This window comes from Selenomonas sp. GACV-9 (assembly GCA_900116485.1).
In the GTDB taxonomy this organism is placed as follows: Bacteria; Bacillota; Negativicutes; order Selenomonadales; family Selenomonadaceae; genus Selenomonas_A; species Selenomonas_A ruminantium_G.
Genome location: FPAX01000008.1, coordinates 52,756 through 78,040 on the forward strand (window position 1 = coordinate 52,756; position 25,285 = coordinate 78,040).

The window sequence follows — 25,285 nt, forward strand, 5'->3', positions numbered from 1 at the left end:
TAATCAATGAATTGCCTTCTTCTTGAATCTGCCACCAATGATATCGTGAACAGCATTGATGGTAACAAAAGCGCTCTCATCCTTTTCGAGTACGATTTCCTTGAGCTTGTCGACCTCCAGGCGCGTGACCACGCAGTAGAGGACTTCCTTGCTCTCCCCCGTATAGCCACCCGCACCATGCAGCAGCGTCACACCGCGGCCCAGACGGTCATTGAGCGCCGACGTGATCTCATCATGCTCATTCGTCACGATCATGACAGCATATGACTCATCAAGGCCCTTGATGACCACATCGATCATCTTTGAGATGACGAAATACGCCACCAGTGAGTACATCGCCTTATCCCAGCCATAGAGAAGGCCTGCACTAGATAAGATGAAGAGGTTGATGAACATGACAACCTCACCGACTGAGAATACAGACTTCTTATCCATGATGATAGCCACGATCTCTGTACCATCAAGACTGCCACCGGCACGGATGATAAGGCCGACACCAAGACCATCGATGATGCCGCCAAATATGGCCGCCAGGAATGGGTCATCCGTTACCCGCGGGAACGGAGCGAACACGGCCGACCAGACTGCCAGGAAACAGATGGCTATGAGCGTCGCAATGGCAAAATTCTGACCAATCTGCTTGTAGCCTAGATATAGGAACGGGATATTCAGCAGAACCAGGAACACACCCAGCGACAGCCCCGTCAGTGAACTCATCATGATGGAGACACCGACGATACCGCCATCGATGACGTTATTCGGGATCAGGAACAGCTCCAGACCTACTGCGGCAATGATCGCGCCGAAGAATATCGTCAGGTACTTCTTCACATAAAACGACTTGGGACGATGCTGGACAATCTTTTTCTTTTCTACCATCAACTCACACTCCCATGATAATCTTCTACCTATCTATATTATAGCCAAGTTCTCGCTTTTCCTGCCATTAATTTTTAATAAAATTCGTGACTTTGGTCAACGATTATCGTTTTGGTCGGTGTTTTTTGCCAGACCATGCCCTTTTATAATTTTTTTTGCGGGGTTTATCGTGCTTTTGATTGACTTTGACGGACTTTAGTTGTATTATATTAAGAAATAAGGAGTGATAGCCATGCTTACGGAAGAACGTTATGCAACGATTCTCCGCATTCTCGAAGAGAAAAAGGCTGTTACCGTACTGGATCTGACCAAGGCTCTCGATGCCTCGGAATCCACCGTCCGCCGCGACCTCACGGCGCTGCACAAAAGCGGCCGCCTCTACAAGGTCTACGGCGGCGCTACTTCCATCGACAACAATTACAGCTCGTCGGAGGAAGATATGAAGACGAAGCGCGATCTTTATCCTGAAGAAAAGATCGCCATTGCCCGCAAGGCAGCCAGTCTCATCAAGCGCAAGGATTTCGTCTACATCGATGCCGGTTCTACCACCTTGCGCATGATTGACTTCTTGACTGAAACCAGTGCCGTGTATGTAACGAACGGCATTTCCCATGCAGCCCGTCTTGCTGCCAAGGGTTTCAAGGTCTTCATCCTCGGCGGTGAAATCAAGGCCGTCACTGAAGCTGTGGTCGGTACAGAGGCACTGAATAATCTGAAAGCTTACAACTTTACGAAAGGATTCTTCGGTACCAACGGTATCAGCACCAAATCCGGTTTTTCTACGCCAGACTCGAGCGAAGGCATCATCAAAGGCGCAGCCCTTTCCCGCTGCAGCCATGCATTCGTCCTGGCCGACCGATCGAAATTCAACAAGATTTCGCCAATTACTTTTGCCAATATCTCCAGTGCCTCGATCATCACGGGACAGCTGGAAGATAAGAAGTATCGGGACTACACTACTATCATTGAGGGGGATTTATAACTCATGATCTACACCGTAACATTCAACCCATCGCTGGACTACATCGTCCGTCTGGACAAGTTCACGGCTGGCAGCATCAATCGTGTGAACTACGAACAAGTCCTGGCCGGTGGCAAGGGCATCAACGTGTCCATCGTTCTCAAGAACCTCGGCCATGAGAGTACGGCTCTGGGTTTCCTCGCCGGCTTCACTGGCGAAGAGATCAAGAACCAGCTCAAGGACTTCGGCGTCAAGAGCGACTTCGTCCAGCTCGAGAATGGATTCTCGCGCATCAATGTCAAAGCCAAGGCTGACTGCGAGACCGAGATCAATGGCCAGGGCCCGGACATCAGCGAGGCAAAACGCGAAGAGCTCTTTGCCCAGCTCGACAAGCTGCAGGAAGGCGACACGCTGGTACTGGCTGGTTCCATTCCGAAGACCCTGCCGGATGACATCTACCAGAAGATCATGGCCCGCCTTGACGGCAAAGGCATCCGCATCGTCGTCGACGCAGAGAAGAAATTGCTGCTGAACGTTCTGCAGTACCATCCGTTCCTCATCAAGCCGAACAACCATGAGCTTGGTGATATGTTCGGCGTGACGCTTACTTCTGATGAAGAAATCATCACCTATGCCAAGAAACTGCAGGAGAAAGGTGCCCAGAACGTACTGATTTCCATGGCTGGTGACGGTGCTATCCTGCTGACGGCTGAAGGCCAGTCCTACAAGTGCCCGGCACCGAAAGGCAAGCTCATCAACTCCGTCGGCGCTGGCGACTCGATGGTTGCTGGTTTCATCACGGGCTACATGGAGTCCAATGGCGACTTCGAGAAAGCCTTCCACATGGGCGTTGCTACAGGCTCGGCCTCCGCCTTCAGCGAAAACCTCGCTACGCGTCCTGAGGTTGAGGCACTGCTGGCCACCATTGCCTAATCATTTGCTAGTATCATAAAATCATTATACATTATTCAAAAAGGAGAGATACCATGCGTATTACTGATTTGCTCAAGAGCGACAGCATCCTGCTGGGTGCGGCTCCGGCTGACAAAGCCGCTGCAATCAATCAGCTCGCTGACCTCATGGAGGCTGGCGGCAACCTGTCCGACAAGGAACAGTACACGAAAGACGTCTTTGCCCGTGAAGCTTCGGGCACGACGGGCCTCGGTGATGGCATTGCCACGCCGCATGCCAAGAGCGCAGGCGTTAAAGCAGCTGGCCTTGCTGCCATGACAGTTCCATCTGGCATGGATTTCGAGTCCATGGATGGCAACCCGAGCCGCTTGTTCTTCATGATCGCTGCACCGGATTCGGCCAACGATGAGCACCTTGCCATCCTGTCGAAACTCGCTACGATGATCATGGACCCGGATTTCAAAGAAGCACTGATTGCCGCTAAGACGAAGGAAGAATTCCTCAAACTCGTCGACGACAAAGAAGACGGCAAATTCGTTGCTCCGGCTGCTGCTGAGGAAGAAGAGGCAGCTCCGGTATCCGATCATATCCAGGTTCTCGCCGTTACGGCTTGCCCGACGGGTATTGCTCATACCTTCATGGCTGCCGAAAGCCTTGAACAGCACGCCAAGAAACGCGGCATCAGCATCAAAGTCGAGACCAACGGCTCCGGCGGTGCCAAGAACGTCCTGACGGATGAAGAAATCGCAGCTGCTGACGGCATCATCGTCGCTGCTGACAAGAACGTCGCTATGGCCCGTTTCGCTGGCAAGCGCGTCGTCATCACGAAGGTTGCTGACGGCATCAACAAGGCGGATGAACTGCTCGACCGCGCTCTTTCGGGCAATGCTCCAGTATACCAGGCTAATGGATCCGACGAGTCCGAAGGCGCTGCTGACGTTGCTGGCGAGAGCCTTGGCCGTCAGATCTACAAGCACCTCATGAACGGCGTCAGCCACATGCTGCCGTTCGTCGTTGGCGGTGGTATCCTGATTGCCCTTGCCTTCCTGCTCGATGACTACTCCATCGACCCGAAAAACTTCGGTTCCAACACGCCGGTTGCTAAATTCTTCAAGGACATCGGTGGCGCTGCCTTCGGCTTCATGCTGCCGGTTCTCGCAGGTTTCATCTCCATGTCCATTGCGGATCGCCCGGGTCTTGCTGTCGGTTTCGTCGGCGGCGCTCTGGCTGGCACGACTGGTTCCGGCTTCCTCGGCGCTCTCGTCGCTGGTTTCGTCGGCGGTTATGCCGTAAACTTCCTCAAGAAAGCATTCAGCTGCCTGCCGGAATCCCTGGACGGTATCAAACCGGTCCTGCTCTATCCGTTCTTTGGCATCCTGATCATCGGCGTCATCAGCATGTTCGTCATTGCTCCGCCGGTTGGTGCGCTGAACACCTGGATGGTTGAAACGCTCAAGAACATGGACCCGAATGCCCGCATCCTGCTCGGTATCGTCATGGGTGGTATGATGGCGGTTGACATGGGCGGCCCGATCAACAAGGCTGCTTATGTAACGGGTACTGGTCTCTTAGCATCTGGCGAATTCCACGTCATGGCTGCTGTCATGGCTGGTGGTATGGTTCCGCCGCTCGCCATTGCTCTCTGCACGACGTTCTTCAAGAACCGCTTCACGGAAAGTGAGCGCAAGGCTGGTGTGACGAACTATGTCATGGGCCTTTCCTTCATCACGGAGGGTGCTATCCCGTTCGCAGCTGGTGACCCGCTGCGCGTCATCCCGTCGATGGTTATCGGTTCCGCTACGGCTGGTGCTCTGACCATGGCTTTTGACTGCACGCTGCGTGCTCCGCACGGCGGTATCTTCGTCGTTCCGACGATTGGCAACCCGGTCATGTACCTCGTTGCTATCCTCGTCGGCGCTATCGTCGGCTGTGCTATCCTCTCTGTGCTCAAAAAACCGCTCAAAGGATAATCAAGATTCGTACATATAGTAAGAGCAGCGGCAAACGCATTGCGTTTGCCGCTGCTCTTTTTCTATATCATAGCCCCCAGAACGAATGGATCTGCATGTTCTGGATGCTTGCCATCACCGAGGTCTGCAAAGCCGTCGTCAGCGCCTTGCCAAGCTGCTGGGAGGCCTCCACGCCGATGGAGGGATTCAGGATACCACTGTTGTTCAGCTCATTGAGCCAAGCAATATCCTGGGTGATTTCCTTCAGCGACTGCTGGTTGATCGCCCGCTGCTGCCGCTTGTAATAGCTCATCAGGTAGTTCTGCGCATCATGACGGTCTGACCAGAAGCTGTCCATAAGGGCCAGCTTATACTGCGTGATATCCACCTCATTGAGCGTCTTATCCCATTCCTCCTGCTCTCTCTTTACCTGTTCCCATATATCCCTATAGCTCTGTGTCTTTTCGCCGCTGTCGCTGTCCTTGACACTCTTCTTCCCATTCTTATCCCTCTGCAGCGCTGCCAGCTTCTGCAATACCAGCAGCGAATCCATATTCACGCCTGCCATGCTGCGCACCTCCCTTTCTCCATATATCGGCGAAAACGCGCGCAAACTTAAAGCCGTCCCGCTAACGGGACGGCTGAATCGTCAAAATACGTTTTCCTCACGTGCCTGTATCGCATTGTCGATAAGCTCACGTGCACATGGCATAAGCTCGTCAAGGGTAGTCGTCTTGAGCACACCATACATATTGGCCATGATGATTTCCTGCACGTTGAACTCTGCCAGCAGCTGGCAGACAGCACCATTCGGAATGAATGGCTTCTCCGTGTCAGCAATCACGGCAATACCGTCAAATTCCCGCTTGCCATCAGCAATAGCACGATACATGGCCACTTCCTCGGCAAAGACCGTCAGGCGCGGGATGGCGTTCTCTATGTTGCACCCCGTGTAGAATGTGCCATCACTAGCGAGCACACAAGCACCAATAGCTGCTTTGCCATAAGGTACATACGCATTGTCCATGGCCTGCATAGCGACGCGTACCATCGTATCCACGATTTCTGTATTCATTCCAAACCCTCTCCTTCTGACTGAAAAGCCGTATCATTCTCTTGGATATTATTCCGCACCCATAGCCAAAAATCCTTTTGCTAGCAAAATAAAATCCCTCAGACTACATCGACACGCAGCACACCATCAATCTGGCGCACTGCCTCCACAATGGTAACACTCTTGATGCTCTGCTTGTTGAATATCTCAAAATCGATATACATGCAGCGCGCATCGCTATCATCCACCTCGTCCTCGTCAGCCTTGACCTTGACGCCACGTACCTTGAGCTGCAGATCCTCAAGACAGCGGCTGATGCGCATGAGCTGTCCCGGCTTGTCTACCGTATGGATAGTCAGTGACAGATTCTTCTCATGATCCACCCAGTCATCAAGACGTGACAGGCTCCCAAGCGTCACAAAGACCAGCGCCGTCGTGAGAAGTGCCCCCGAATAGAAGCCTCCACCTACCGCCAGGCCAACACCAGCCACCACCCATAGGCAAGCTGCCGTCGTCAGTCCCGTTACCGTCAGCCCCTCCTTCATGATGGCACCTGCACCAAGGAAACCGATGCCGCTGACCACCTGCGCCGCCAGACGCGCCGGATCGGCATTTGTCAGCCCTTCGACTTTCTGGTACAAAGCCTGGGACAACACCATGATGAGACAGGCCCCCAGACAAACCAGCACGTTTGTCCGCAGTCCTGCCGACTTGCGGCGTGACTGCCGCTCATAACCGATAATGCCGCCCAGGACACAGGACAATACGAGCCGTAAGAACAATTCGCCTTCTGACAGCATAATCTCATCTCCCCATCCATTAATCGTTATGATATTCGCCATTTATCCTGGATTATCCTGCTTTTGCAAAAGCAAACAATCTTTCGTTATCCACAAAACAATCCACACCTGTGGATAACAAAAGCGAACACAGCTAAAAATTTTCACTTTCTTTCTATAATATATAAGTGACTTGTTTATAATGTTCTTAAAATCAGCCCCATTTCCTGTGGATATTGTGGATAAATCCGTGGATAACCCCATATATTAGGTCAATATTCCAGATATTTTCCATATTTAGTGGTTTTATCCCTCGATTTTATCCCCCATTTCTGTGGATAATCCTGCTCACAAAACAAGGTTTACAATACAGGCGCTTTTATCTCCAGAAATAAGTTTTTCTATAAACATGACAATTCCCAGAATCTCCCCGCTATTTTCAGAAACATGGCGTAAGATTTTACATATATACGCGCAATATAAAAAATGTAATTGCACAATGACGCGTATCTCTTTATAATAGCTATATGGTTAATAACACCTGTACGGAACTAAACGAAAAGAAGGTATGACTTTGCAAAAATCCAATATCCCTCCACGGAGGGCACAGAAGAAACGCCGCATTTGGCCCTGGCTTCTTCTGTTTTTTTGTTTTGCCGCAGCCGCCATCGGCGGTGCCCTTTTTGCCAGCAGCAGCCTGCTGGACAAGCCGATTGAGCATGCCATTGATGACGGTCTGCTGACTGCCAAGGACAAATCAACCATCATGATCATGGGCGTCGATGAGCGCGACGATGATGTGGGCCGCAGCGATACGCTGATGGTCGCCTCGATTGACCCAAAGAAAAATCAAGCCTCGCTGCTGTCTGTTCCTCGCGATACCCGCGTGAAGATCAAAGGCCACGGCTTTGACAAGGTCAACGCCGCTTATGCCTATGGCAAGGAGCGGCTGACCCAGGATACCGTTGAGAATCTGCTCGGCGTGAATATCGACCACTATGTCATCATCAATACCAAGTCCTTTGCCAAGATCATCGACGCCCTCGGCGGCATCGATATCGATGTGCCCAAGCGCATGTATTATGAAGATCCTTGGGACGATGACGGCGGTCTGATCATAGACTTCAAGCCAGGCATGCAACATATGGACGGCGCCAAGGCCATCACCTATGTGCGCTACCGCGATGAGGAAGGCGATCTCGGCCGCATCCGCCGCCAGCAGGACTTCATCAAGGCCTGCCTCGATAAGATGGTCTCACCGGCCATCATTCCGAAGCTGCCGACCATCATCCGTGAAGTCATGGATTCGATCCAGACAGACCTGAGCTTCCGCCAGCTGCTCGAATTTGCCGGTACCCTCAAGGAGTCGAAGGCCAATGGTCTCAAGACCGACATGGTGCCAGGCCGTCCGCTCTACATCGACGGCATCAGCTACTGGATCCCAGACCTCACGCAGCTGCGTTCCACGGTTGCCGAAACCCTCGACGTTACTATGAGCGCCAAAGTCCGCCACCGCCTCGAACAGGATGCCCGCGAGTATGAGAACTCCATCCCGGCCAATGCCAGTGAAGTTCCCGCCAGCGATACATCCATCGGCCGCAGCACAGAAAGCACCAAGAAAAACAAGTCCTCCGAAAACGTCAACAAGAAGCGCAGCGAATTGCGAGAGGACAGCGCCGACGAGAAGAAACGCAACAAAACGGGCGGCAGCAGCCGTTCAAGCCGCAGCGAAGCAGACAGCGACACCGGCAACAGTCGTGAAAACACACCGGCAGCCCCGGATCGCTCTACACCGAGCCGCTCAGCATCGCCAGGAAAAACTCAATAAAGAAAGCCATAGCGGCTGTTGCACCAGCGATTATCCTGCGTGCAACAGCCGCTATTTATGTATATAGACGCCTAGAATAGTCAAAAACTATGGCGATATGAATATTCCATATTTGTATTTCTTCTGCATTCCACTATAATGAAATCTAGCTAATGATTACACTTTTGCATAACGTGTTATTGAATGCACTTAGAAAATGTAATCCCCCCCAGATAGGAAAGGAAGTTATGACCATGGATAATGTCAACGCGGCCGCTTTGGCCTTACATAAAGAATATCAGGGAAAGATTGCCGTACAGAGCAAGGTTCCCCTGACAAGTGCACAGGATCTCACCCTCGCCTATTCTCCAGGTGTAGCCGCTCCCTGTGTCGAGATAAAGAATGATCCCAAGAAAATCTATGACTATACTGCTAAGGGCAATATGGTTGCTGTCGTGACCAACGGCTCGGCTGTCCTCGGCCTTGGCAATATCGGTGCTGGTGCCGGCCTGCCGGTCATGGAAGGCAAAGCCATCCTGTTCAAAGGCTTTGCCGGGGTCGATGCCGTCCCCATCTGCCTCGATACCCAGGACCCCTTCGAGGTCATCAAGGCCGTCGAACTCATGGCTCCGACCTTTGGCGGCATCAACCTCGAGGACATCAAAGCTCCCCAATGCTTTGACATCGAAAAAGCCCTCAAGAAGAGCCTCGATATCCCTGTATTCCATGACGATCAGCACGGTACGGCCATCGTCGTCGTCTCGGCCCTCATCAATGCCTTCAAGCTCACAGGCAAGACCTTTGCCGATGCGAAGTTTGTCGTCAACGGTGCCGGTGCTGCCGGTCAGGCTATCACGCGCCTCATCTACAGCGCCGGCGGCCGCAATATCATCCTCTGTGACTCCCGCGGCGCTATCTACGAAGGCCGCCCGAACGGCATGAATCCATATAAGGAGGATATCGCCAAGATCACCAACCCGCAGAACGAAGCCGGCCCCCTCGAATCGGTCATCCGCAAGGCCGATGTGTTCATCGGCGTCTCGGTCGCTGGCTGCGTCACGCAGGATATGGTACGCACGATGAACCCAAATGCCATCGTCATGGGCATGGCCAACCCCGAACCGGAAATCCTGCCCCAGCTGGCCAAGGAGGCTGGCGCCCGCATCGTCTGCACCGGCCGCAGCGACTACCCGAACCAGGTCAATAACCTCCTGGCCTTCCCGGGCATCTTCCGCGGCGCCCTCGACGTCCGCGCCAGCGAGATCAACGAGGCCATGAAAGTCGCCGCTGCCAAGGCGATTGCCGACCTCATCAAGCCGGAGGAGCTCGACGAAGACCACGTCATCACGAGCCCGTTCAATCCCGAGGTCGCACCGGCAGTTGCCGCCGCCGTAGCCCATGCTGCCCGCCAGACCGGCGTCGCCCGCAACCGCGAGATGACCCCCGCGATAGTCGCAGAACATACGCGTCAGCTATTGGCTCAGTAAACACAGAAACAGCCTTCCTTTTCAAGGAAGGCTGTTTTTTTTCTGGTCAGATCTTGAATCTGCTGACGGCTTCCTGCATCTTGCCAGCCAAAGTGGAAAGTGCCTGCGATGCTGCAGCAATCTCCTCATTCGACGCCGACTGCTGTTCCGTTGCCGACGAAATCGACTGGGTGCTGTTGGACGTCTTGTTGCTTACATTGTCGATGGCATCTACTGCTGTGACAATCTGCTCCGCTCCCGACGATACCTTGCTGACGGCCTCATTGATCTGCTCCATCTGCTTGTTGATATCATCGACCTTCGCCATGATGTCTTCAAACTGCACGCCGACATCACGGATAGCTTTCGTACCTTGCGTCACTTCATTTGTACCATTCTGCATGGACTCGACGGCCTGAGCCGTATCCTGCTGGATAGAGCTGATACGCGCCTTGATCTGCTCCGCCGATTCCTGAGACTCAGCAGCCAGCTTCCTGACCTCTTCGGCGACCACGGCAAAGCCGCGTCCCTGTTCGCCTGCCCGTGCTGCCTCAATAGCGGCATTGAGGGACAGCAGATTCGTCTGCTGGGCAATCGAGGAAATCGCCTCGACGATCTGACCAATCTGTTGCGAATTCTCGCCTAGTGCCTTGACCACAGCAGCCGATTCCAAAACACTCTTTTCGATGGAACCCATCTTGCGGATGGCTTCTTCCATCAAGTCAGCACCACGTTTTGCCGCCTCGGCCGTATGCGTGGAAGCTACCGTTACCTGTACGGCCTTTTCCGACATGATATCGATGTCGTGATAAACCCCGTCTACACTCTTCTTCGCCTTTTCAACCTCACCGAGCTGCTGATCCACCTGTGTACTGACGTCGCCTACGGTTTCAGCGACATGCACGGCGGTATCTGCCGACTGCTGGGCATTGGCCGTCAACTCCTCCGAGGAAGCAGCTACCTGCTCCGCCGTCGTAGCCATCTGCGAGATCAGATTATGCAGATTATCCTTCATCGTATTGAAAGCACCTGTCAAGGAACCAATCTCGTCACTCGTTTCCACAGGCAGCGGCTTGAGCCCGAGATTTCCCTTAGCCATCTCAGCTGCATGTGCCTCAAGAGCCACCAGCGGGCGCGTAATACGGCCAGCGAACTGGAAGCATACGCCTAGTACCAGGATAAGTCCGACCACCGTCAGGATGGCATATACCGTCTTGAGTGTCGTAACCGAAGCAAATACATAGCTATAAGGAACACCCATGGCCAGCAGCCAGCCCGTGCTGGGCACCACCGTATAGCCGCAGATCATCTTGCCATCCCGCGGACTGTCAAAGACAAAGACTCCTTTTTCCTTTTTCAGCATTTCTTCGAAATGAGTACCAATGCCTGGCAAGTCCTGGAACTTGGAACCAATAGCCTCATCCGTGCCAATGCCCAGGATCATGCCGCTCTTATCTGCTACCGCCGCCATACCGGCCTCGCCATGGTATTTTAGCTTATCGACCTGGGCATCAACTACCGCCAAGTCGATATCCGTGCAAATGTTACCGGCAAACTGTCCATCCTTCTTGAAAGGAGCCACCGCCGAAACTACCAATTTCCCCGTATTCTTGTCTACATACGGGTCCGTAAAGACCATCTTCCCAGCCTTCTTGCCATCATTATACCAAGGCCGGGTACGGGGATCGAGCGTGCCTGTACTCTTATTCTGCGTGCGGTAAGAGGCAAAATAACCATCTTCCATTCCCACGTTGACATCGAGGATTTCCTTATCCGAAGCTCCGATAGCCAGCGAATCGATGCTCTTGGTCTTGGCTTCATCACCATTATATTCCGTCAGCAGATCAGCTGTATGCTGGGCCGATGTCCCTTTGGCCTGCAACCATCCGTCCATCTGCGAAGCAGCATCCCCCATCGTTGCCGTCAATTCCTGTTCTACTGCCTTTTCCAGATTCGTATCCGCCATGTAGAAACCGATGACAGATACTACCGCCAGTAATGCACCGATAACACCAGCCAATACATAGAATTTCTGCCTTATTCCCATAGTTCTCAACCTCTCTTCCTTATCACATATCCAATAACGGACAAAATTTCCCTATGGGCAATACTTCGACAAGCAACCGGAAAATCCTTTTTCACCTGACAGGAAGATTCGTCATTTGATTTGTATAAAAAAATAACAGGTTCCCTTAGGAACCTGCTATTTTTCTGCTCATCTATTCTTATAATCAATCATTCTTCTGATCCATCGTAGCCATCGATGCGACTTTGTCATTTTCTGCCGTACTCATGAGCTTGACGCCCTGCGTATTACGGCTGATGACTGAGATATCCTCGACATTCGTGCGGATGACGATACCATCCGTCGTTATCAGCATGAGCTCCTGCTCCGGATGAACGACCTTGATGCCAACGACATAGCCGGTCTTATCCGTGACCTTCATGTTGATGAGGCCCTTGCCGCCACGCGTCTGGCTGCGGTATTCCTCCGTCGGCGTACGCTTGCCATAGCCACCTTCAGTAACCGTCAGTACCTCGGCATTATGCGTGAGGATATCCATGCCGACAACCTCATCGCCCATGCCAAGGCTGATGCCCTTGACACCGCGGGCCGTACGGCCCATCGCACGGACATCATCCTCGGAGAAGGCGATGGCTTTGCCGCCCTTTGTGCCTAGCATCAGATAGCTCTCGCCATCGGTGAACTTGACACCGATAAGGTCATCATCATCATCAAGATTGATGGCAATCAAGCCGACCTTGCGGATGTTACTGAACTCAGACAAGCTCGTCTTCTTGACGATACCCTTGCGCGTTGCCATGAACAAGAAACGCTCCGGATCGAAGCCCTTGACCTGGATGATGGCCGTAATCTTCTCGCCCTGCTCAAGCTGCAGCAGATTGATGATTGCCGTGCCCTTCGCCTGGCGACTGGCCTCAGCGATCTCATAGGCTTTGAGGTTATATACGCGTCCACGCGTCGTGAAGAACAGGATTGTGTGGTGTGTCGTCGTGATGAGCATGTTCTCGACGAAGTCCTCTTCCTTTGTTCCCATTCCCTTAACGCCCTTGCCGCCGCGGTTCTGGCGACGATAAGTATCGAGCGGGATGCGTTTGATATAGTTGTTATGCGTGAGCGTGATGACGACATCTTCCTCAGCGATGAGGTCCTCGACATCAATCTCGGACGTATCGATCGTGAGTTTCGTGCGGCGCTCATCGCCATATTTCTCTTTGACAGCCGTGAGCTCATCCTTGATGATGCCCAGGATGCGCTGCTCATCGGCGAGGATCGCCTTGTACTCCTCGATAGCCTTCAAGACTTCCTGATACTCCTCCTGGATCTTGTCGCGCTCGAGACCGGTCAGGCGCTGCAAGCGCAGGTCAAGGATGGCCTGGGCCTGTTTCTCGCTGAGCTTGAAGCCAGACATCAGGGCCTCGCGGGCGATATCCGCCGTGCGGCTCTCGCGGATGGTGGTGATGACTGCATCGAGATGATCGAGGGCAATCGTCAAACCTTCGAGGATATGCGCGCGGGCCTCAGCCTTGGCGAGCTCGTATTTCGTCCGGCGGATGATGACATCTTCCTGATGCTTGATGTAGTAGTGCAGGACCTGCTTGAGGTTCAGCACCTGCGGCTTGCCATCGACAAGCGCCAGCATGATGACACCAAAGCTCTCCTGGAGCTGGGTGTGCTTGTAGAGCTGGTTCAGGATGACGTTCGGATTGGAGTCCTTGCGCAGGTCGACAACCACGCGCATACCATTGCGGTCAGACTCATCGCGCAGATCCGTGATGCCCTCGATCTGCTTGTCGCGGACGAGCTGGGCAATCTTCTCGACCAGACGGGCCTTATTGACCTGATACGGCAGCTCCGTCACGATGATGCGCGGCTTGCCATTCGACAGCGTCTCGATATGCGCATTGGCACGCATCTTGATGATGCCGCGGCCCGTCGTGTACGCCTGGCGGATACCCTCTTTGCCGAGGATAAGGCCAGCCGTCGGGAAATCCGGTCCCTTGATGACCGTCATGAGCTCATCGACGGTCGCATCCGGATTATCGATGAGCATCAGCGTGCCATCGATGACCTCGCCCATGTTATGCGGCGGGATATTCGTCGCCATGCCGACAGCAATACCAGAGGTACCATTTACCAGAAGCTGCGGGAACTTCGCCGGCAGCACCGACGGCTCCTTCATCGACTCATCGTAGTTCGGCACGAACTCGACCGTGTCCTTGTCGATATCCTGCAGCATGAGCTCGGAAATCTTCGACATACGGACCTCAGTATAACGCATTGCTGCTGCCGGGTCACCATCGACAGAACCAAAGTTGCCGTGGCCGTCAGCCAGCATATAGCGCATCGAGAAATCCTGTGCCATACGCACGATGGCATCATATACCGAGGAATCACCATGCGGGTGATATTTACCGAGAACTTCGCCGACGATACGCGCCGACTTCTTGTACGGTTTGTTGGAACCCATGCCGGCTTCCTGCATCGCATAAAGGATGCGACGATGTACCGGCTTCAGGCCGTCACGGACATCTGGCAGTGCACGGGCAACGATAACGCTCATCGCATAATCGATGTAGCAGTTCTTCATCTCATGCTCCAGATTGACCGGGACTATCTTTCCCTGACCAAAATCCACATTCTCACCTCAAAACAAATTCTTAGCTTACAAAGTAAAAGCCTTCCCCTCTGAGGAAGGCTTAAAAAAGACTTTTCAGTACCTTATATTTTACCATAAAAAGGGCAGAAATCCAAACAAATACTGCCAGAACCTGCTGTTTCAGGGCTGATTGCCGATGATCTGGTCGTAAATATAGCCCTCGCGCACCCCGGAATCGCTGTAGGTGATGATCTGGCTCTTGAACCTGCGAGCTAGCACATCGGCGATTATGAGCCCCGGGACGATCGTGTGCATGCGCTCAGGCACAGCCCGCATCAGCATGATGGCCATATCCTGCGTCATATCCTGATTGCTCGTGAACGTACCGATGATGGCCCTGAGCCGCTTGGTTTCCATGCGGGTATTAGCCGCCGGCTGATTGAACATGATATTGTAGAGGGCCGATGCCCCCTTGAACGTACCGCCAATGCCTGCTATCTCAGCCTCATTGACATCAGCAAAGTCCTTGGCCGCCTGGATTGTAGCCTTAGCCTCCGCCCGCATCGCCATGCACTCCTCTATGGACGGCAGGATTTTCTTGACGTACTTCGTACGAAAACCCAGCGACCCCAGTGGCAGGCTTGTCTTATGCTGGATCTGCCGCTCGCGATAGGTCACGATTTCCGTACTGCCGCCACCGATATCGATGAGCAGCCCCGACTCCGCCTGCAGGTTATGCGTCGCGCCAATGAAATCGAACGTCGCCTCTTCATCGCCCGAGATTACCCGTATGGAAAGGCCGGTCCGCTGCTCGATCTCGCCTACGGCCGCCCGGCTGTTCTTTGCATTGCGCAGCGCCGCTGTCGTAAAGGCCGTCACCGCCGTGATGCGGAATGTCGCGAGGAAATCCTTGAACTCCTCAAGTATCGCCACCGCCTTGTCGATGCCCTGCTGCTGCATCACGCCATCCTGCAGATAGCCTGCCAGCCCCACCGTATGCTTTTTCTTCAGCAGCATCTCGATGTGGCTGCCCTCAATCAGATAGATGGCCATGCGCACCGTATTCGAACCGATATCTATGATTCCATGAAGCATATTGTCACTCCCGCCAGGATTTCTGCTTAACGTTTAAGACCATTGCCCGTAAGGGGAATGACCACGCGATAATTGTCCGGTTTGCCAGACTGGAAGAACTTCTCAGCACCAGCCAGGGCAGCAGCCGAAGTCATCTCCACATAGATGCCACAATGTGCCAGATGTTTCTTGGCCCGCAGTATCTCGCTGTCCTCGATCGTCACGACATCGCCATTGCTTGCCTTGATAGCCTCCAGCATCCAGCTAAGACGTTTTGGCTTCTCTATGCGGATGGCCTCAGCGATAGTCGTCTTCTTCGGCTGCTCGGGCAGGTCATGGAACGCATCATAAAGCGGCGCACACTTGCGGCTCTGGACCGCCACGAAATGCGGCAGACGGCCAATCTCCATAAAGCCCAGGAACAGACCAATCAGCAGCGTGCCGTTGCCTACCGGCACAAAAATATAGTCGGGCACATGACCGCCAAGCTGGTCATACATCTCCCTGGCAATCGACTTCATCCCCTCGAAGAACAAAGGATTGTAGACATGCGAAGCATAATAAGCATCCCCAAGATTCTTCTTGACCACGGCACAAGCATTCATGCGGCCGTTGGCAACCTTTACGATCTTGGCACCATAGGCCTCTATCTGCGTGACAAGCTCGTTCGACACATCATCGGGAACATAGACAGTGCAATCTATCCCGGCTGCCGCCGCATAAGCTGCGATAGCCGCACCAGCATTGCCCGCCGAGTCAAGTGCGATCTTCTTGATGCCCAGATGATGGATCTCATTGATCAGCGTATAGGCACCGCGATCCTTGAAGGACCCCGTCGGCAGCAGGTTCTCCAGCTTCAGCAGGAAATCCAGCTTGCCATCCTTGAAGGGCAGCAGTGGCGTCTGGAACCCGCCCAGACTGATCTCGCGAACCGGTTCATCATCGACATCTTTATGCAACCGGAACATGCCACCACACTCGCACATATAGGAATGACTGTTCAATGGATACTGTTTCTTACATTTCTCACAATAAAAGTACATGCATAAGCCCCCTCTTCCATTAATCTCTTGCCTTAGTTATTCGTCAAATCTGGACAATTCCCTTTACACTTTAGCCCAAAAAAATTAATAAAATTTCCCTATTGAAATACATTAGCAAATGTTGTATTATATTCATGGGAGAACAACAACATGTTGTATATGTTGTTGTAGGCAGAAGGTATAGAGGCGGCAAAAGCGGGAACGTTCGGTTGTTCCCGCTTTTGTATTGCCCGTAATCCTGTGCTAAAATAAACCTGTAAGATCACTATGAATCGGAACAATAAGGATGAATATACTATGACAAACAAGATTTATGCACTAGTAGGGCCCCATGCTGCCGGCAAATCAACACTGGCCGCGCACCTCATTTCCATGGGCATCCATTTTATCCCGACATACACGACTTATGTCTTTCCCGAGCGCGGCAAGGCTCATCAGAAATCGCCCAGCGCGAAACTCTATCGCAGCGTGAGCCGGGAAGAATTCAATACACTCGACCTTGTCGTGCAGTTCACGCACAAAGGAGATTCCTTCGGCATCCGCAAGGACGATATCCTCAACTCACTCAAGGACCACCAGATCAGTGTCATGGTCCTCGAGACCAACGGCATCAAGCAGCTCAATAAACTCATCAAGAAAAAGCTCGCCACCGTCTACCTGATGGTCGACTACGTCGCGCTCGTGGATCGCATGCTCGATAGCGGCTACTCCAACGAGGAAATCAAATATCATCTCCAGTATGCCGAAAACAACAAGGAATTCGACAGCTGGAAAATCGCCACCCATGTCATCAAGAATACCGGAACGCCGGAAATGGCCCTCGTCCAAATCCTGTCGATCATGGGACTTACCACAGTCGTCCCTCAGGACAAATTCAATGCCATGATAAGATAATCTAACACCTTTATTATTTTCATATTTCGTATTGATTTTTACCCTTTTTCTCTTTAAAAACCAGGAGAAAAAGGGTAAAATATTATACAGATATAAAAATATAAATAGGAAGAGGTTAGACTATGTTCGCAAAATATCTACACCAAAAAGGCGCCATTTTGATTCTGACAGCATTACTGCTTCCTATGCTGATTTGCGGAACAGGATTAGCCGTTGATTTAGGCAATATCTACGTACAAAAAACCCGTCTGCAAAACACAACAGATGCAGCTGCATTGGCCGGAGCCAATGCCTATGCAGTGAATAATGAAAAAATCAACCATCATCCCTATGCCGATGATAAAGCCAACCAATATATTCAAGGAGATTATCATAATCTTAACACAGATGAAAACATATCTATCAAAAAAACCGCAGAGCTACACAAAAAAAATGTCACCTTTTATAATGTAGAACTTTCCAAGGAAGTACCTCTTTATTTCCTGAAAATCTTCTATGATAAAGATACATTCACAGTACCAGCAAAAAGCACTGCTGCGATTACCTATAAAGGAGAGCCTTCTAGTAACAATCCATTCAAGAATCTTTTTACCTTTACCAAAGACCTGACCACTCAAAATGTTCTGAACTTTGATCCGAATAATAAGACAATATTTACTACCTTCGACGGCAATATCGTCTACACTAACGGCACTGGTACCAATCAGCCATCCTTTCGTCCCAATACCTTACTGTATAATAATGCCGACGATCGGGATGCTAAGGCCTTTTATCCCTCAGAAACAAAAGGGAAAAACGCCAATGCTCCTGATGTTAGTGCAAAAGGCTTTACTGCTCAATATCAGAACTTGAACCTTTATTCCTACGCCAACCAGCTTAAGGAAAAATATAGCAAAACCACCCAATATTCCAATCGGGAAAATGACAATTTCTGGTTATCGGCCAATGCTATCGACAAAACTGAGTATTACATAAAGAATGCTCAACAAGCTGTCATAGACTTATCACAAAATACCAATAAGATAAGCAATACCCCAATCAATATCACCATAGATTCAGCTGCAGAGCCAAAGATTTATATAAACAACAATAGTTCTAATGAAAATCAACCTATCATTTATACATATCTTGGAAAAAATGAAATCAAATTCGAAGGTAGTGGCGGCAGTTTCTACGGCATCATTTATGCGCCATACGCCAAGGTTTACTGCAACGATAATAATTTCAAATTCCATGGAAGTATCGTCAGTGAAAGTATACGCCTTGAAGCTAATGGTGCTCAATACTACTTCAAGGATTATTCCAAATATCTGCCAATTTCAGGCGACGAATCCTCTTCCTCTACGGGCAGTCAGAATTCTGGCAATTATACTGTCTCCTTAGTCTGATTACAAAACATTCAATACCATATTTTTTTCTATTCCATAATGTGCCGCTTCACCAGCATTCATTTCAATCACCGCCCAAGCTTCAGGGCACCAGGAGACCCCCCACCAAGGACGCAAATTTCTTACCACTTTAATCACTCGGTATTTTTTATCTATATACACCGCATCGATACTAAATCTCATAAAACACATATGAATGCTATTGCACGGTACTATTAGCACCCCCCTTCCGTCCTCTATCGATTTACGCCCCATCAATCCTAAAAAACGCCGAAAAAAGGAATCCGCTACTTCTACACGAAGCTGCGGATTCCTTTTATTTTCAACGCCCGATACTTTTATTTCTCTTTCTTTCATATCGAGCACTTCCTTTACATATTTTTCACCAGGAACAACAAGGTAGGTACCAATGTTACTACAAATAAGGCTGGAAATATGAATAGCACCAACGGAAAAACAATCTTAACTGGTGCCTTCATGGCCTCAGCCTTCACATACTGACGACGGCGCTCACGGATATTGTCGGCTTGATTTTTCAACGTCTTTCCCATACTCGTGCCCAGACGCTCAGCCTGTATCAATGATGTCATGAACAGTGATACATCCTGTACCTGGCAGCGCTTGGCAACATTGTGCATAGCCGTCCGGCGCACCATGCCCATACGGATATCATCCTGCATGCGCTGGCATTCTTCAACAAACGGCCCTTTCATGCGGTCTATGATTTTGCGCAATGATGCATCAAACGATAAACCAGCCTGCACGCTGACACAGAGCAGGTCAAGAACCTCCGGCAATTGATGCTGGATGGCTGCCTGACGTTTTTGAATCATAATGTTAAGCACTACCATCGGCATGGCTCCGCCCAGCAAACTTCCCAATAGCAGGAACATTACCTTTTGAACTAACGCATAATGGGCATCCCATGTAAGCATCAACATGAAAAACCACATCAACACAGCACCTAGCAGGCAGGACAGAACCAACTCATTGACCGTCCATTCCTTCGACTTGCCCGCCATGGAGATACGCATGGCAATGACCGCATTCATCTCCTTTGGCGTCATTCTTGTCAACAACTGAGTAAAGTTATGCATCAATGGTCGGACTACACGCTCCACAAAGGGGATATCGCTGAGTTTCCTGTCTTTCCCCGCTGTTCTATGCGCAGATACTTGCTCATACGCATTATCCTGGATGCTCATGATGCGCTGATGGATCTGTGACTGCGGACGGATTTTCTTCTCAATCAGTCCATATAGCAGCAGGAATGCTACAAGTGCTATGGATAAAGCAAAACCAAAAATCAACATCAGAATACACCCCTGTTATAGCCGCTGTCAATATCATTATCAGGCATGAAGAAATCTTCCGGCAGTTCGACACCATTCAGCTCGAATTTATCCAGGAATCCCGGCTGCAGCCCCGTCGGTACGAAATGCCCGATAGCCTTGCCAGTCTCATCAAAGCCAGTCTGCTCATAGCGGAAAATATCCTGCGTCGTAATCGTATTGTCTTCCATATGCTGGACTTCCGTCACATAGGTAATCTTACGGCTGCCATCGCGGATACGCGACTGCTGGATGATAAGGTCGATAGCCGACGATATCTGCTCGCGGATAGCGCGCACAGGCAGTTCCAGACCACTCATCAGTACCATAGTCTCCAATCGTGACAGCGCATCACGCGGACTATTGGCATGTGCTGTCGTCAGCGAACCATCATGACCAGTGTTCATAGCCTGCAGCATGTCGAGTGCCTCGCCACTGCGAACCTCACCGACGATAATGCGGTCAGGACGCATACGCAAAGCGTTGCGGACAAGGTCACGGATGGTAATCTGACCCTTGCCCTCGATATTAGCCGGACGCGACTCAAGCGTCACGACATGCTCCTGCTGCAAGCGCAGCTCAGCCGCATCCTCGATGGTCACGATGCGTTCCTGCTCAGGAATGAACGACGAGATGACATTGAGTGTCGTCGTCTTACCAGAGCCCGTACCGCCCGACACGAGGATATTGATGCGTGCCTTTACACAAGCCCGCAGGAAAAGCGCCATCTTCTCATCCATCGTGCCAAACGAAATCAGGTTCTCCACGCTAAGCGGTGTCTTCGAGAATTTACGGATAGTAACCGATGGCCCGACCAAAGACAGTGGCGGGATAATGATATTGACACGCGAGCCGTCCTCGAGACGCGCATCGACAAGTGGCGAAGACTCATCGATGCGGCGGCCGATTGGCGTCAAGATGCGCTCGACGATATTCATCAGATGGGCATTGTCATGGAACTTCACATCAGTAAGCTCCAGCTTGCCAAGCCGCTCGACAAATACCTTCTTCGGTCCATTGACCATGACCTCAGTGATGGAGTCATCATCGAGCAAGGACTGGATAGGGCCAAGTCCCAGCATCTCATCCTGGATATCAGCAATAAGGTTCTTTACCTCACCGCGCGGAACAGCAAACGGCTCCTCATCCATGATTTCCTTGCAGTATTTCTGGATGACATTCTCAACCTGACGCGCATCCTGATTGACCGAAGACAGCACAACCTGCTCCTCCGGGGTCATCTCCTCGACGATGCGCTGATGGATACGATGCTTGATATTCTGATAGGAAACTTCCTCAGCCGTATCCTGACTCTCATCATGCGAGGCAAAAATCATGACCTGCTTATTTTTCCCATCCATACGTCCTAGACGCGTCAATAACGACATCGTATCTCAACTCCTTCAATACTATCAGTGTTTATTTTCACTATACATCGTATAGGTAACTTGCAAATTTATAGGTTTATTTTTATTACTTGTTAAACTATTTACGACATTAGCAACGGTTGAGCCATTTGTATTTATTGGCGCATTCATAGTAACAATGACATTGCTATTTTTTTTATCATATTCTATCTTGTAGTATTCTTCTTTCTTAGGATTCCAAACAAAAAAACCTAAAGGTAAACTTTGATTCTGATATTTATCCCGAATTTGCTGATAACCATTGGCATACCCAGCAGTATCGGTTATTGACGCCTCCCGAGCACTACTTCTAGCAATATTAGCCAACGTCATATAGTCAGCAAAAATCATACCTGCATAAAAAATGCCGAATAACAATAAACAAAAAAGAGGGAGTACTAGTGCAAATTCAACTATGCCTTGACCTCTTTGCCATTGCCGCATGTTACTCCCTCCATCTCTGATGATTAATGTTGTCCAGTTGATTTACTTGCAAAAGCATTAGTAACATTCGTAAAAGCTTCTTTTACTTTGTTAGTAAGATCACCGCTCGTCCCCAAAGCTACAGCTACAACTACTACAAAAGCCAGTACCAGAGCATACTCCACAATACCCTGTGCCTTCTCGCTTACATAACGAGCTTTCAGATAATCAAGAATCTCCAACATAAATAATTCCTCCTTAAAAAATAAAAAAATAAATTTATGTAAAATCCCTAATGGATATCACATACAATCATGCCTCGATATTGACAATACGCTGAATAACAAAATAACCAATAACCTCTAATACTACAGCCCCAACCATGCAAACCTGACCAACAGGTTCTTCTAGCAACGGCTTTAGATAACCAGGATTTACAACTGTAAGTATCCCTGCCAATGCAACCGGCAATATCGCTAATACTACTCCCGAGGCTCTTCCCTGTGCAGTAAGCGCCTTGACCTCCCGCCGCATGCGGATTCGCTCCTGTATCGTTCCGCTGATGGTATCAAGAATCTGAGCGAGATTACCACCAACTTGGCGCTGAATCAGCACTGCCGTGACGACCAGCTCAAAGTCAGGGCTTTCGACGCGCTTTTGCATATTCTCGAGCGCAGTCTCCAGCGTCGCACCGACGTTTACCTCGTTGACGACCTTTTGGACCTCGCGGCCAATCGGGGCCTCCATCTCACGGGCAATAAGCTCAAAGGCCTGCATAAAGCTGAAACCAGCGCGCAAGGCATTTGCTACCATCGTCAGCATATCACCGAGCTGATTCGTGAAGGCTTTCTGGCGCCGCTTGATATAGATGTCGAGAAACATCAGTCCTAAAATCACGCCAGCCAAGCCAGCCACTAGAGCTATCCACGGTTCTAGTGTTGCCGCCAGCATGATGATACCGCAAAGCGCACCGAAAATAGCGAGCATTACCTCGTATTCAGATCCCAGCAGCGGCCAATCAGCCTGCTGCATCTTGAAGTCCATCCGGTTGCCTTTTTGGATGCTTTGCAGTTTCTGAGCCGCATTCCGGACGATTTTCCGGAATTTGCTCTTTACATTCGGGGTATTCCGCCCGCGCAATCTCTGCTGACGCAGCTGCACAGCGCTGCCCGAAAAGTATTCCATGCGGTTGACGATTTTCTTGTGCTCACGCGACTTGATTCGCAGCAACAGCAAAAACATCGACATACACAGGATTGACACCAGTATGGCCAGGATAAATCTCATGATACTGACCACCTTATCCTGTGACCACGGCCAGTGATCTCATCAGCCAGACGGTCAACACTCTGCGCGAGCGGACTGTCTGGCCGGATATCGGTGGCCATCTTGCCATTATCTGCCGCATCGGAGACGATGCTGTATTCGTTCGGGATAATGGCAGTGACTGGGTAGCCAAGCTTGCGTGCCAGTTCCTGCTGGGATTGGCTGTTGCAAGGCTCCACGCGCGTAAAGATAGCCTTTACCCGCTCCTGATAATCTTCCCAATCCTGGAAAATCTCCAACGCCCTTTTCATATGGTCGATTTCATAAGCGTCGTTGATCATACTGACCAGGAATGTCGTGCTCGACTGCTCAGCAGCTGCGATGCTCGTCGGATTGAACCCTGGCGGCACATCGATGAGCAGATAGCGGAACAGGCTGCGGCTCATGCTGATAATGCTCTCGAAGCGGCGAATCGATACCTTATCGATGAGGTTTGGTGTTGCGGTGCCGCAGAGCACGCTGACATTCTGCATAACCGGCATGAAATATGGATGCAGTGTGACCGGCGACAGGAACTTCACATCACGCGCAGCCTCGACGATAGTCGTCTTGGGCGCCAGATTGAAGAATACCGACATATCGCCAAACTGCAGATCAGCATCGATGATGCCAACCTGTTCATGCGTCTTGCGGGCAAGTGCTGTCGCCAGGTTGGCAATCAGCGTCGTCTTGCCACTCTTCCCCTTCGGGCTGAAGAATACCAGCGTCTCACAGCCAGCCTCAGTGCCGAGTTTCAGGAACGTGTCGACAGCTTCCTGCAGCTCCACGCCCGTAAACGGCTTGATGATATAGCCGCGTGCACCGGCCTGTACGATATGGCTGGCGCTTTCTGCCTTCCATTTCTCGCCCATGCAGAGGATGGATGCCTTCGGATAGACTTTCAGGAAGTCAGCTATCAAGGCCACAGAATTCTGCTCCTCAATGTCGAGCAGGATAAGGTTCGGATTGAAGATAGTTCCCTGTCCCAACGCATCGCTGACCGACTGATAGCGGGCTACCAGCTCAAAACCATTCGTCCCCTGCACAACCTGTGTGAGCTTTTCAAGCATCAAGCGATTGCGCTCCACCAGCATGACTCTATACATTTACCTGCCTCCTTTCTTCCCGCATCTGCATCAACTGAAAATCCTGCTTAGCCAGGATTCTTTTACCTCTTCCGGGTATTCGTCTTCAAATTCCTGCACACCTTGGTTCGTATAGCGCATCACAAGGTCCCTTAATGCCTCGCCGAGCTCCGTATGCTCCTGTTTGAGCACGAGCGGGATGCCATCCTTTATGGATTGGCTGGCCGCCCGAAAATCATTGGGCAGGATATGATAGAATCTTTCCCCGAGCAATGTCTCGACATCATCGAGACTGATATGCGTCTTGGCATTACTGCGATTGAGCACCAGCCGCAGTTTTTGCTTATCGTAGTTGAGCTCATTGAGCGTATTGCTGCCAATCTTCATATTCTTGATGGTCGGGATGAAATCCACGATGCCCAAGAATGTCACGATTGTTGACATATCTAATAGTTCCAGGTTGAGTACGCTGAACATCGACGTCGTATCGACGATGACATAGTCGAACTTCTGCCGCAGCTGGCGGATTGCCTTTATCGCATAGTCAGCCTTGATATTGTAGGCCTCCTCCAGCTTTTTCGGTGCCGCCATGACATAGAACAACACACCATGATACTCATAGGGCGTCAGATATTCCTCGACATGACAGGTATCGCCTTGCAGGGTAAAACCGCGCTGGACATCGGCAATCGTATTCTTTGGCAGCAGCTGCAGATAGTTGCAGACATCGCCGAACTGCAGATCATAATCTACCAGACAGACGCTTTTCCCCTGCCGCGCAAGCTCTGAGGCCATATTGCAGCTTATCAGCGTCTTGCCCACGGCTGACGCCGTACTGAAGAACGTAATGACGACGCCATTCACTTCTTTTTCTAACTCCAGCATTACCGCTGCTCCTTTCTGCCTG

Annotated in this window: 23 protein-coding genes; 7 read left to right on the top strand and 16 right to left on the bottom strand. The window is 51.0% G+C overall.

The annotated features are described in order from the left end of the window. Positions 1–3: 3 nt before the first annotated feature. Positions 4–879 carry a YitT family protein gene (locus tag BM322_RS08320; RefSeq protein ID WP_143102214.1) on the bottom strand — a complete coding sequence of 292 codons (876 nt, stop codon included), beginning with the start codon at positions 877–879 and terminating at the stop codon, positions 4–6. Between the two features lie 232 nt (positions 880–1,111). Between BM322_RS08320 and BM322_RS08325 the strand changes: the two genes are divergently transcribed. Genes BM322_RS08325 through BM322_RS08335 form a run of 3 tightly spaced genes read left to right on the top strand, consistent with a single transcriptional unit; the run spans position 1,112 to position 4,722 of the window. After that, positions 1,112–1,861: a DeoR/GlpR family DNA-binding transcription regulator gene (locus BM322_RS08325; protein WP_075429568.1), complete on the top strand. Its 750-nt coding sequence runs from the start codon at positions 1,112–1,114 to the stop codon at positions 1,859–1,861. Positions 1,862–1,864: 3 nt separating this feature from the next. After that, positions 1,865–2,773: a 1-phosphofructokinase gene (gene pfkB / locus BM322_RS08330; protein ID WP_075429570.1), complete on the top strand. Its 909-nt coding sequence runs from the start codon at positions 1,865–1,867 to the stop codon at positions 2,771–2,773. 53 nt (positions 2,774–2,826) lie between these two features. Continuing rightward, a complete protein-coding gene (locus BM322_RS08335) occupies positions 2,827–4,722 on the top strand; it encodes a fructose-specific PTS transporter subunit EIIC (protein ID WP_075429572.1) in 1,896 nt (631 codons plus the stop codon). A gap of 67 nt (positions 4,723–4,789) precedes the next feature. Here BM322_RS08335 and BM322_RS08340 read toward each other — a convergent pair whose 3' ends face one another. The 3 genes from BM322_RS08340 to BM322_RS08350 form a co-directional block, all read right to left on the bottom strand. Further along, complete coding sequence (locus BM322_RS08340; RefSeq protein WP_075429574.1) at positions 4,790–5,269, bottom strand: hypothetical protein; 480 nt, start codon at positions 5,267–5,269, stop codon at positions 4,790–4,792. 81 nt (positions 5,270–5,350) lie between these two features. Continuing rightward, positions 5,351–5,776, bottom strand: coding sequence for a cytidine deaminase (locus tag BM322_RS08345; protein ID WP_075429576.1), 426 nt, complete (start codon positions 5,774–5,776; stop codon positions 5,351–5,353). Positions 5,777–5,874: 98 nt separating this feature from the next. Continuing rightward, the gene (locus BM322_RS08350) at positions 5,875–6,555 is read right to left on the bottom strand and encodes an MgtC/SapB family protein (protein ID WP_177220844.1); all 681 of its coding nucleotides are present in this window, start codon (positions 6,553–6,555) and stop codon (positions 5,875–5,877) included. A gap of 547 nt (positions 6,556–7,102) precedes the next feature. Between BM322_RS08350 and BM322_RS08355 the strand changes: the two genes are divergently transcribed. Both BM322_RS08355 and BM322_RS08360 read left to right on the top strand, forming a co-directional pair. Beyond that, positions 7,103–8,362 (top strand): LCP family protein, encoded by a 1,260-nt coding sequence (locus BM322_RS08355; protein ID WP_075429578.1) that lies wholly within the window; start codon positions 7,103–7,105, stop codon positions 8,360–8,362. Positions 8,363–8,595: 233 nt separating this feature from the next. Further along, positions 8,596–9,828, top strand: a complete 1,233-nt coding sequence (locus tag BM322_RS08360) for a malic enzyme-like NAD(P)-binding protein (protein ID WP_075429580.1) — start codon at positions 8,596–8,598, stop codon at positions 9,826–9,828. Between the two features lie 46 nt (positions 9,829–9,874). On the opposite strand, the gene BM322_RS08365 is transcribed toward BM322_RS08360, so the two are convergent. The 4 genes from BM322_RS08365 to BM322_RS08380 all read right to left on the bottom strand — a co-directional run bounded on the left by BM322_RS08365 (position 9,875) and on the right by BM322_RS08380 (position 16,546). Further along, positions 9,875–11,854, bottom strand: coding sequence for a methyl-accepting chemotaxis protein (locus BM322_RS08365; RefSeq protein WP_075429582.1), 1,980 nt, complete (start codon positions 11,852–11,854; stop codon positions 9,875–9,877). 184 nt (positions 11,855–12,038) lie between these two features. Then, positions 12,039–14,468: a DNA gyrase subunit A gene (gene gyrA / locus BM322_RS08370; protein WP_075429584.1), complete on the bottom strand. Its 2,430-nt coding sequence runs from the start codon at positions 14,466–14,468 to the stop codon at positions 12,039–12,041. Between the two features lie 141 nt (positions 14,469–14,609). Further along, positions 14,610–15,524 carry an exopolyphosphatase gene (locus BM322_RS08375; protein ID WP_075429586.1) on the bottom strand — a complete coding sequence of 305 codons (915 nt, stop codon included), beginning with the start codon at positions 15,522–15,524 and terminating at the stop codon, positions 14,610–14,612. Between the two features lie 26 nt (positions 15,525–15,550). Then, entirely contained in the window at positions 15,551–16,546 is a 996-nt protein-coding gene (locus BM322_RS08380; protein WP_075429588.1) for a pyridoxal-phosphate dependent enzyme, read from the bottom strand. 297 nt (positions 16,547–16,843) lie between these two features. Here BM322_RS08380 and BM322_RS08385 point away from each other — a divergent pair, with 297 nt between their 5' ends. Together BM322_RS08385 and BM322_RS08390 are read left to right on the top strand one after the other, a co-directional pair. After that, positions 16,844–17,440 (top strand): guanylate kinase, encoded by a 597-nt coding sequence (locus BM322_RS08385; RefSeq protein WP_075429590.1) that lies wholly within the window; start codon positions 16,844–16,846, stop codon positions 17,438–17,440. 122 nt (positions 17,441–17,562) lie between these two features. After that, positions 17,563–18,828, top strand: a complete 1,266-nt coding sequence (locus tag BM322_RS08390; protein WP_075429592.1) for a Tad domain-containing protein — start codon at positions 17,563–17,565, stop codon at positions 18,826–18,828. Here the strand turns inward: BM322_RS08390 and BM322_RS08395 are convergent, their stop codons facing one another. From BM322_RS08395 to BM322_RS08430, 8 genes are all read right to left on the bottom strand, one after another. Continuing rightward, positions 18,829–19,185 (bottom strand): DUF192 domain-containing protein, encoded by a 357-nt coding sequence (locus tag BM322_RS08395; RefSeq protein WP_075429594.1) that lies wholly within the window; start codon positions 19,183–19,185, stop codon positions 18,829–18,831. A 14-nt stretch (positions 19,186–19,199) separates the two neighbouring features. Continuing rightward, positions 19,200–20,141, bottom strand: a complete 942-nt coding sequence (locus tag BM322_RS08400; protein WP_075429595.1) for a type II secretion system F family protein — start codon at positions 20,139–20,141, stop codon at positions 19,200–19,202. Next, complete coding sequence (locus BM322_RS08405) at positions 20,141–21,547, bottom strand: CpaF family protein (protein ID WP_075429596.1); 1,407 nt, start codon at positions 21,545–21,547, stop codon at positions 20,141–20,143. The genes BM322_RS08400 and BM322_RS08405 overlap by 1 nt, the downstream gene beginning before the upstream one ends. Before the next feature lie 24 nt (positions 21,548–21,571). Next, the gene (locus tag BM322_RS08410) at positions 21,572–22,009 is read right to left on the bottom strand and encodes a TadE/TadG family type IV pilus assembly protein (protein ID WP_075429598.1); all 438 of its coding nucleotides are present in this window, start codon (positions 22,007–22,009) and stop codon (positions 21,572–21,574) included. A 23-nt stretch (positions 22,010–22,032) separates the two neighbouring features. Further along, complete coding sequence (locus tag BM322_RS08415; RefSeq protein ID WP_075429599.1) at positions 22,033–22,233, bottom strand: pilin protein; 201 nt, start codon at positions 22,231–22,233, stop codon at positions 22,033–22,035. Between the two features lie 67 nt (positions 22,234–22,300). Then, on the bottom strand, positions 22,301–23,275 hold the full coding sequence (locus BM322_RS08420) for a type II secretion system F family protein (protein WP_075429600.1): 975 nt from the start codon (positions 23,273–23,275) through the stop codon (positions 22,301–22,303). After that, complete coding sequence (locus BM322_RS08425) at positions 23,272–24,399, bottom strand: P-loop NTPase (protein ID WP_075429601.1); 1,128 nt, start codon at positions 24,397–24,399, stop codon at positions 23,272–23,274. Before BM322_RS08425 ends, BM322_RS08420 begins: the two co-directional genes overlap by 4 nt. 30 nt (positions 24,400–24,429) lie before the next feature. Next, complete coding sequence (locus tag BM322_RS08430) at positions 24,430–25,263, bottom strand: AAA family ATPase (RefSeq protein WP_075429602.1); 834 nt, start codon at positions 25,261–25,263, stop codon at positions 24,430–24,432. Positions 25,264–25,285 lie beyond the last annotated feature (22 nt).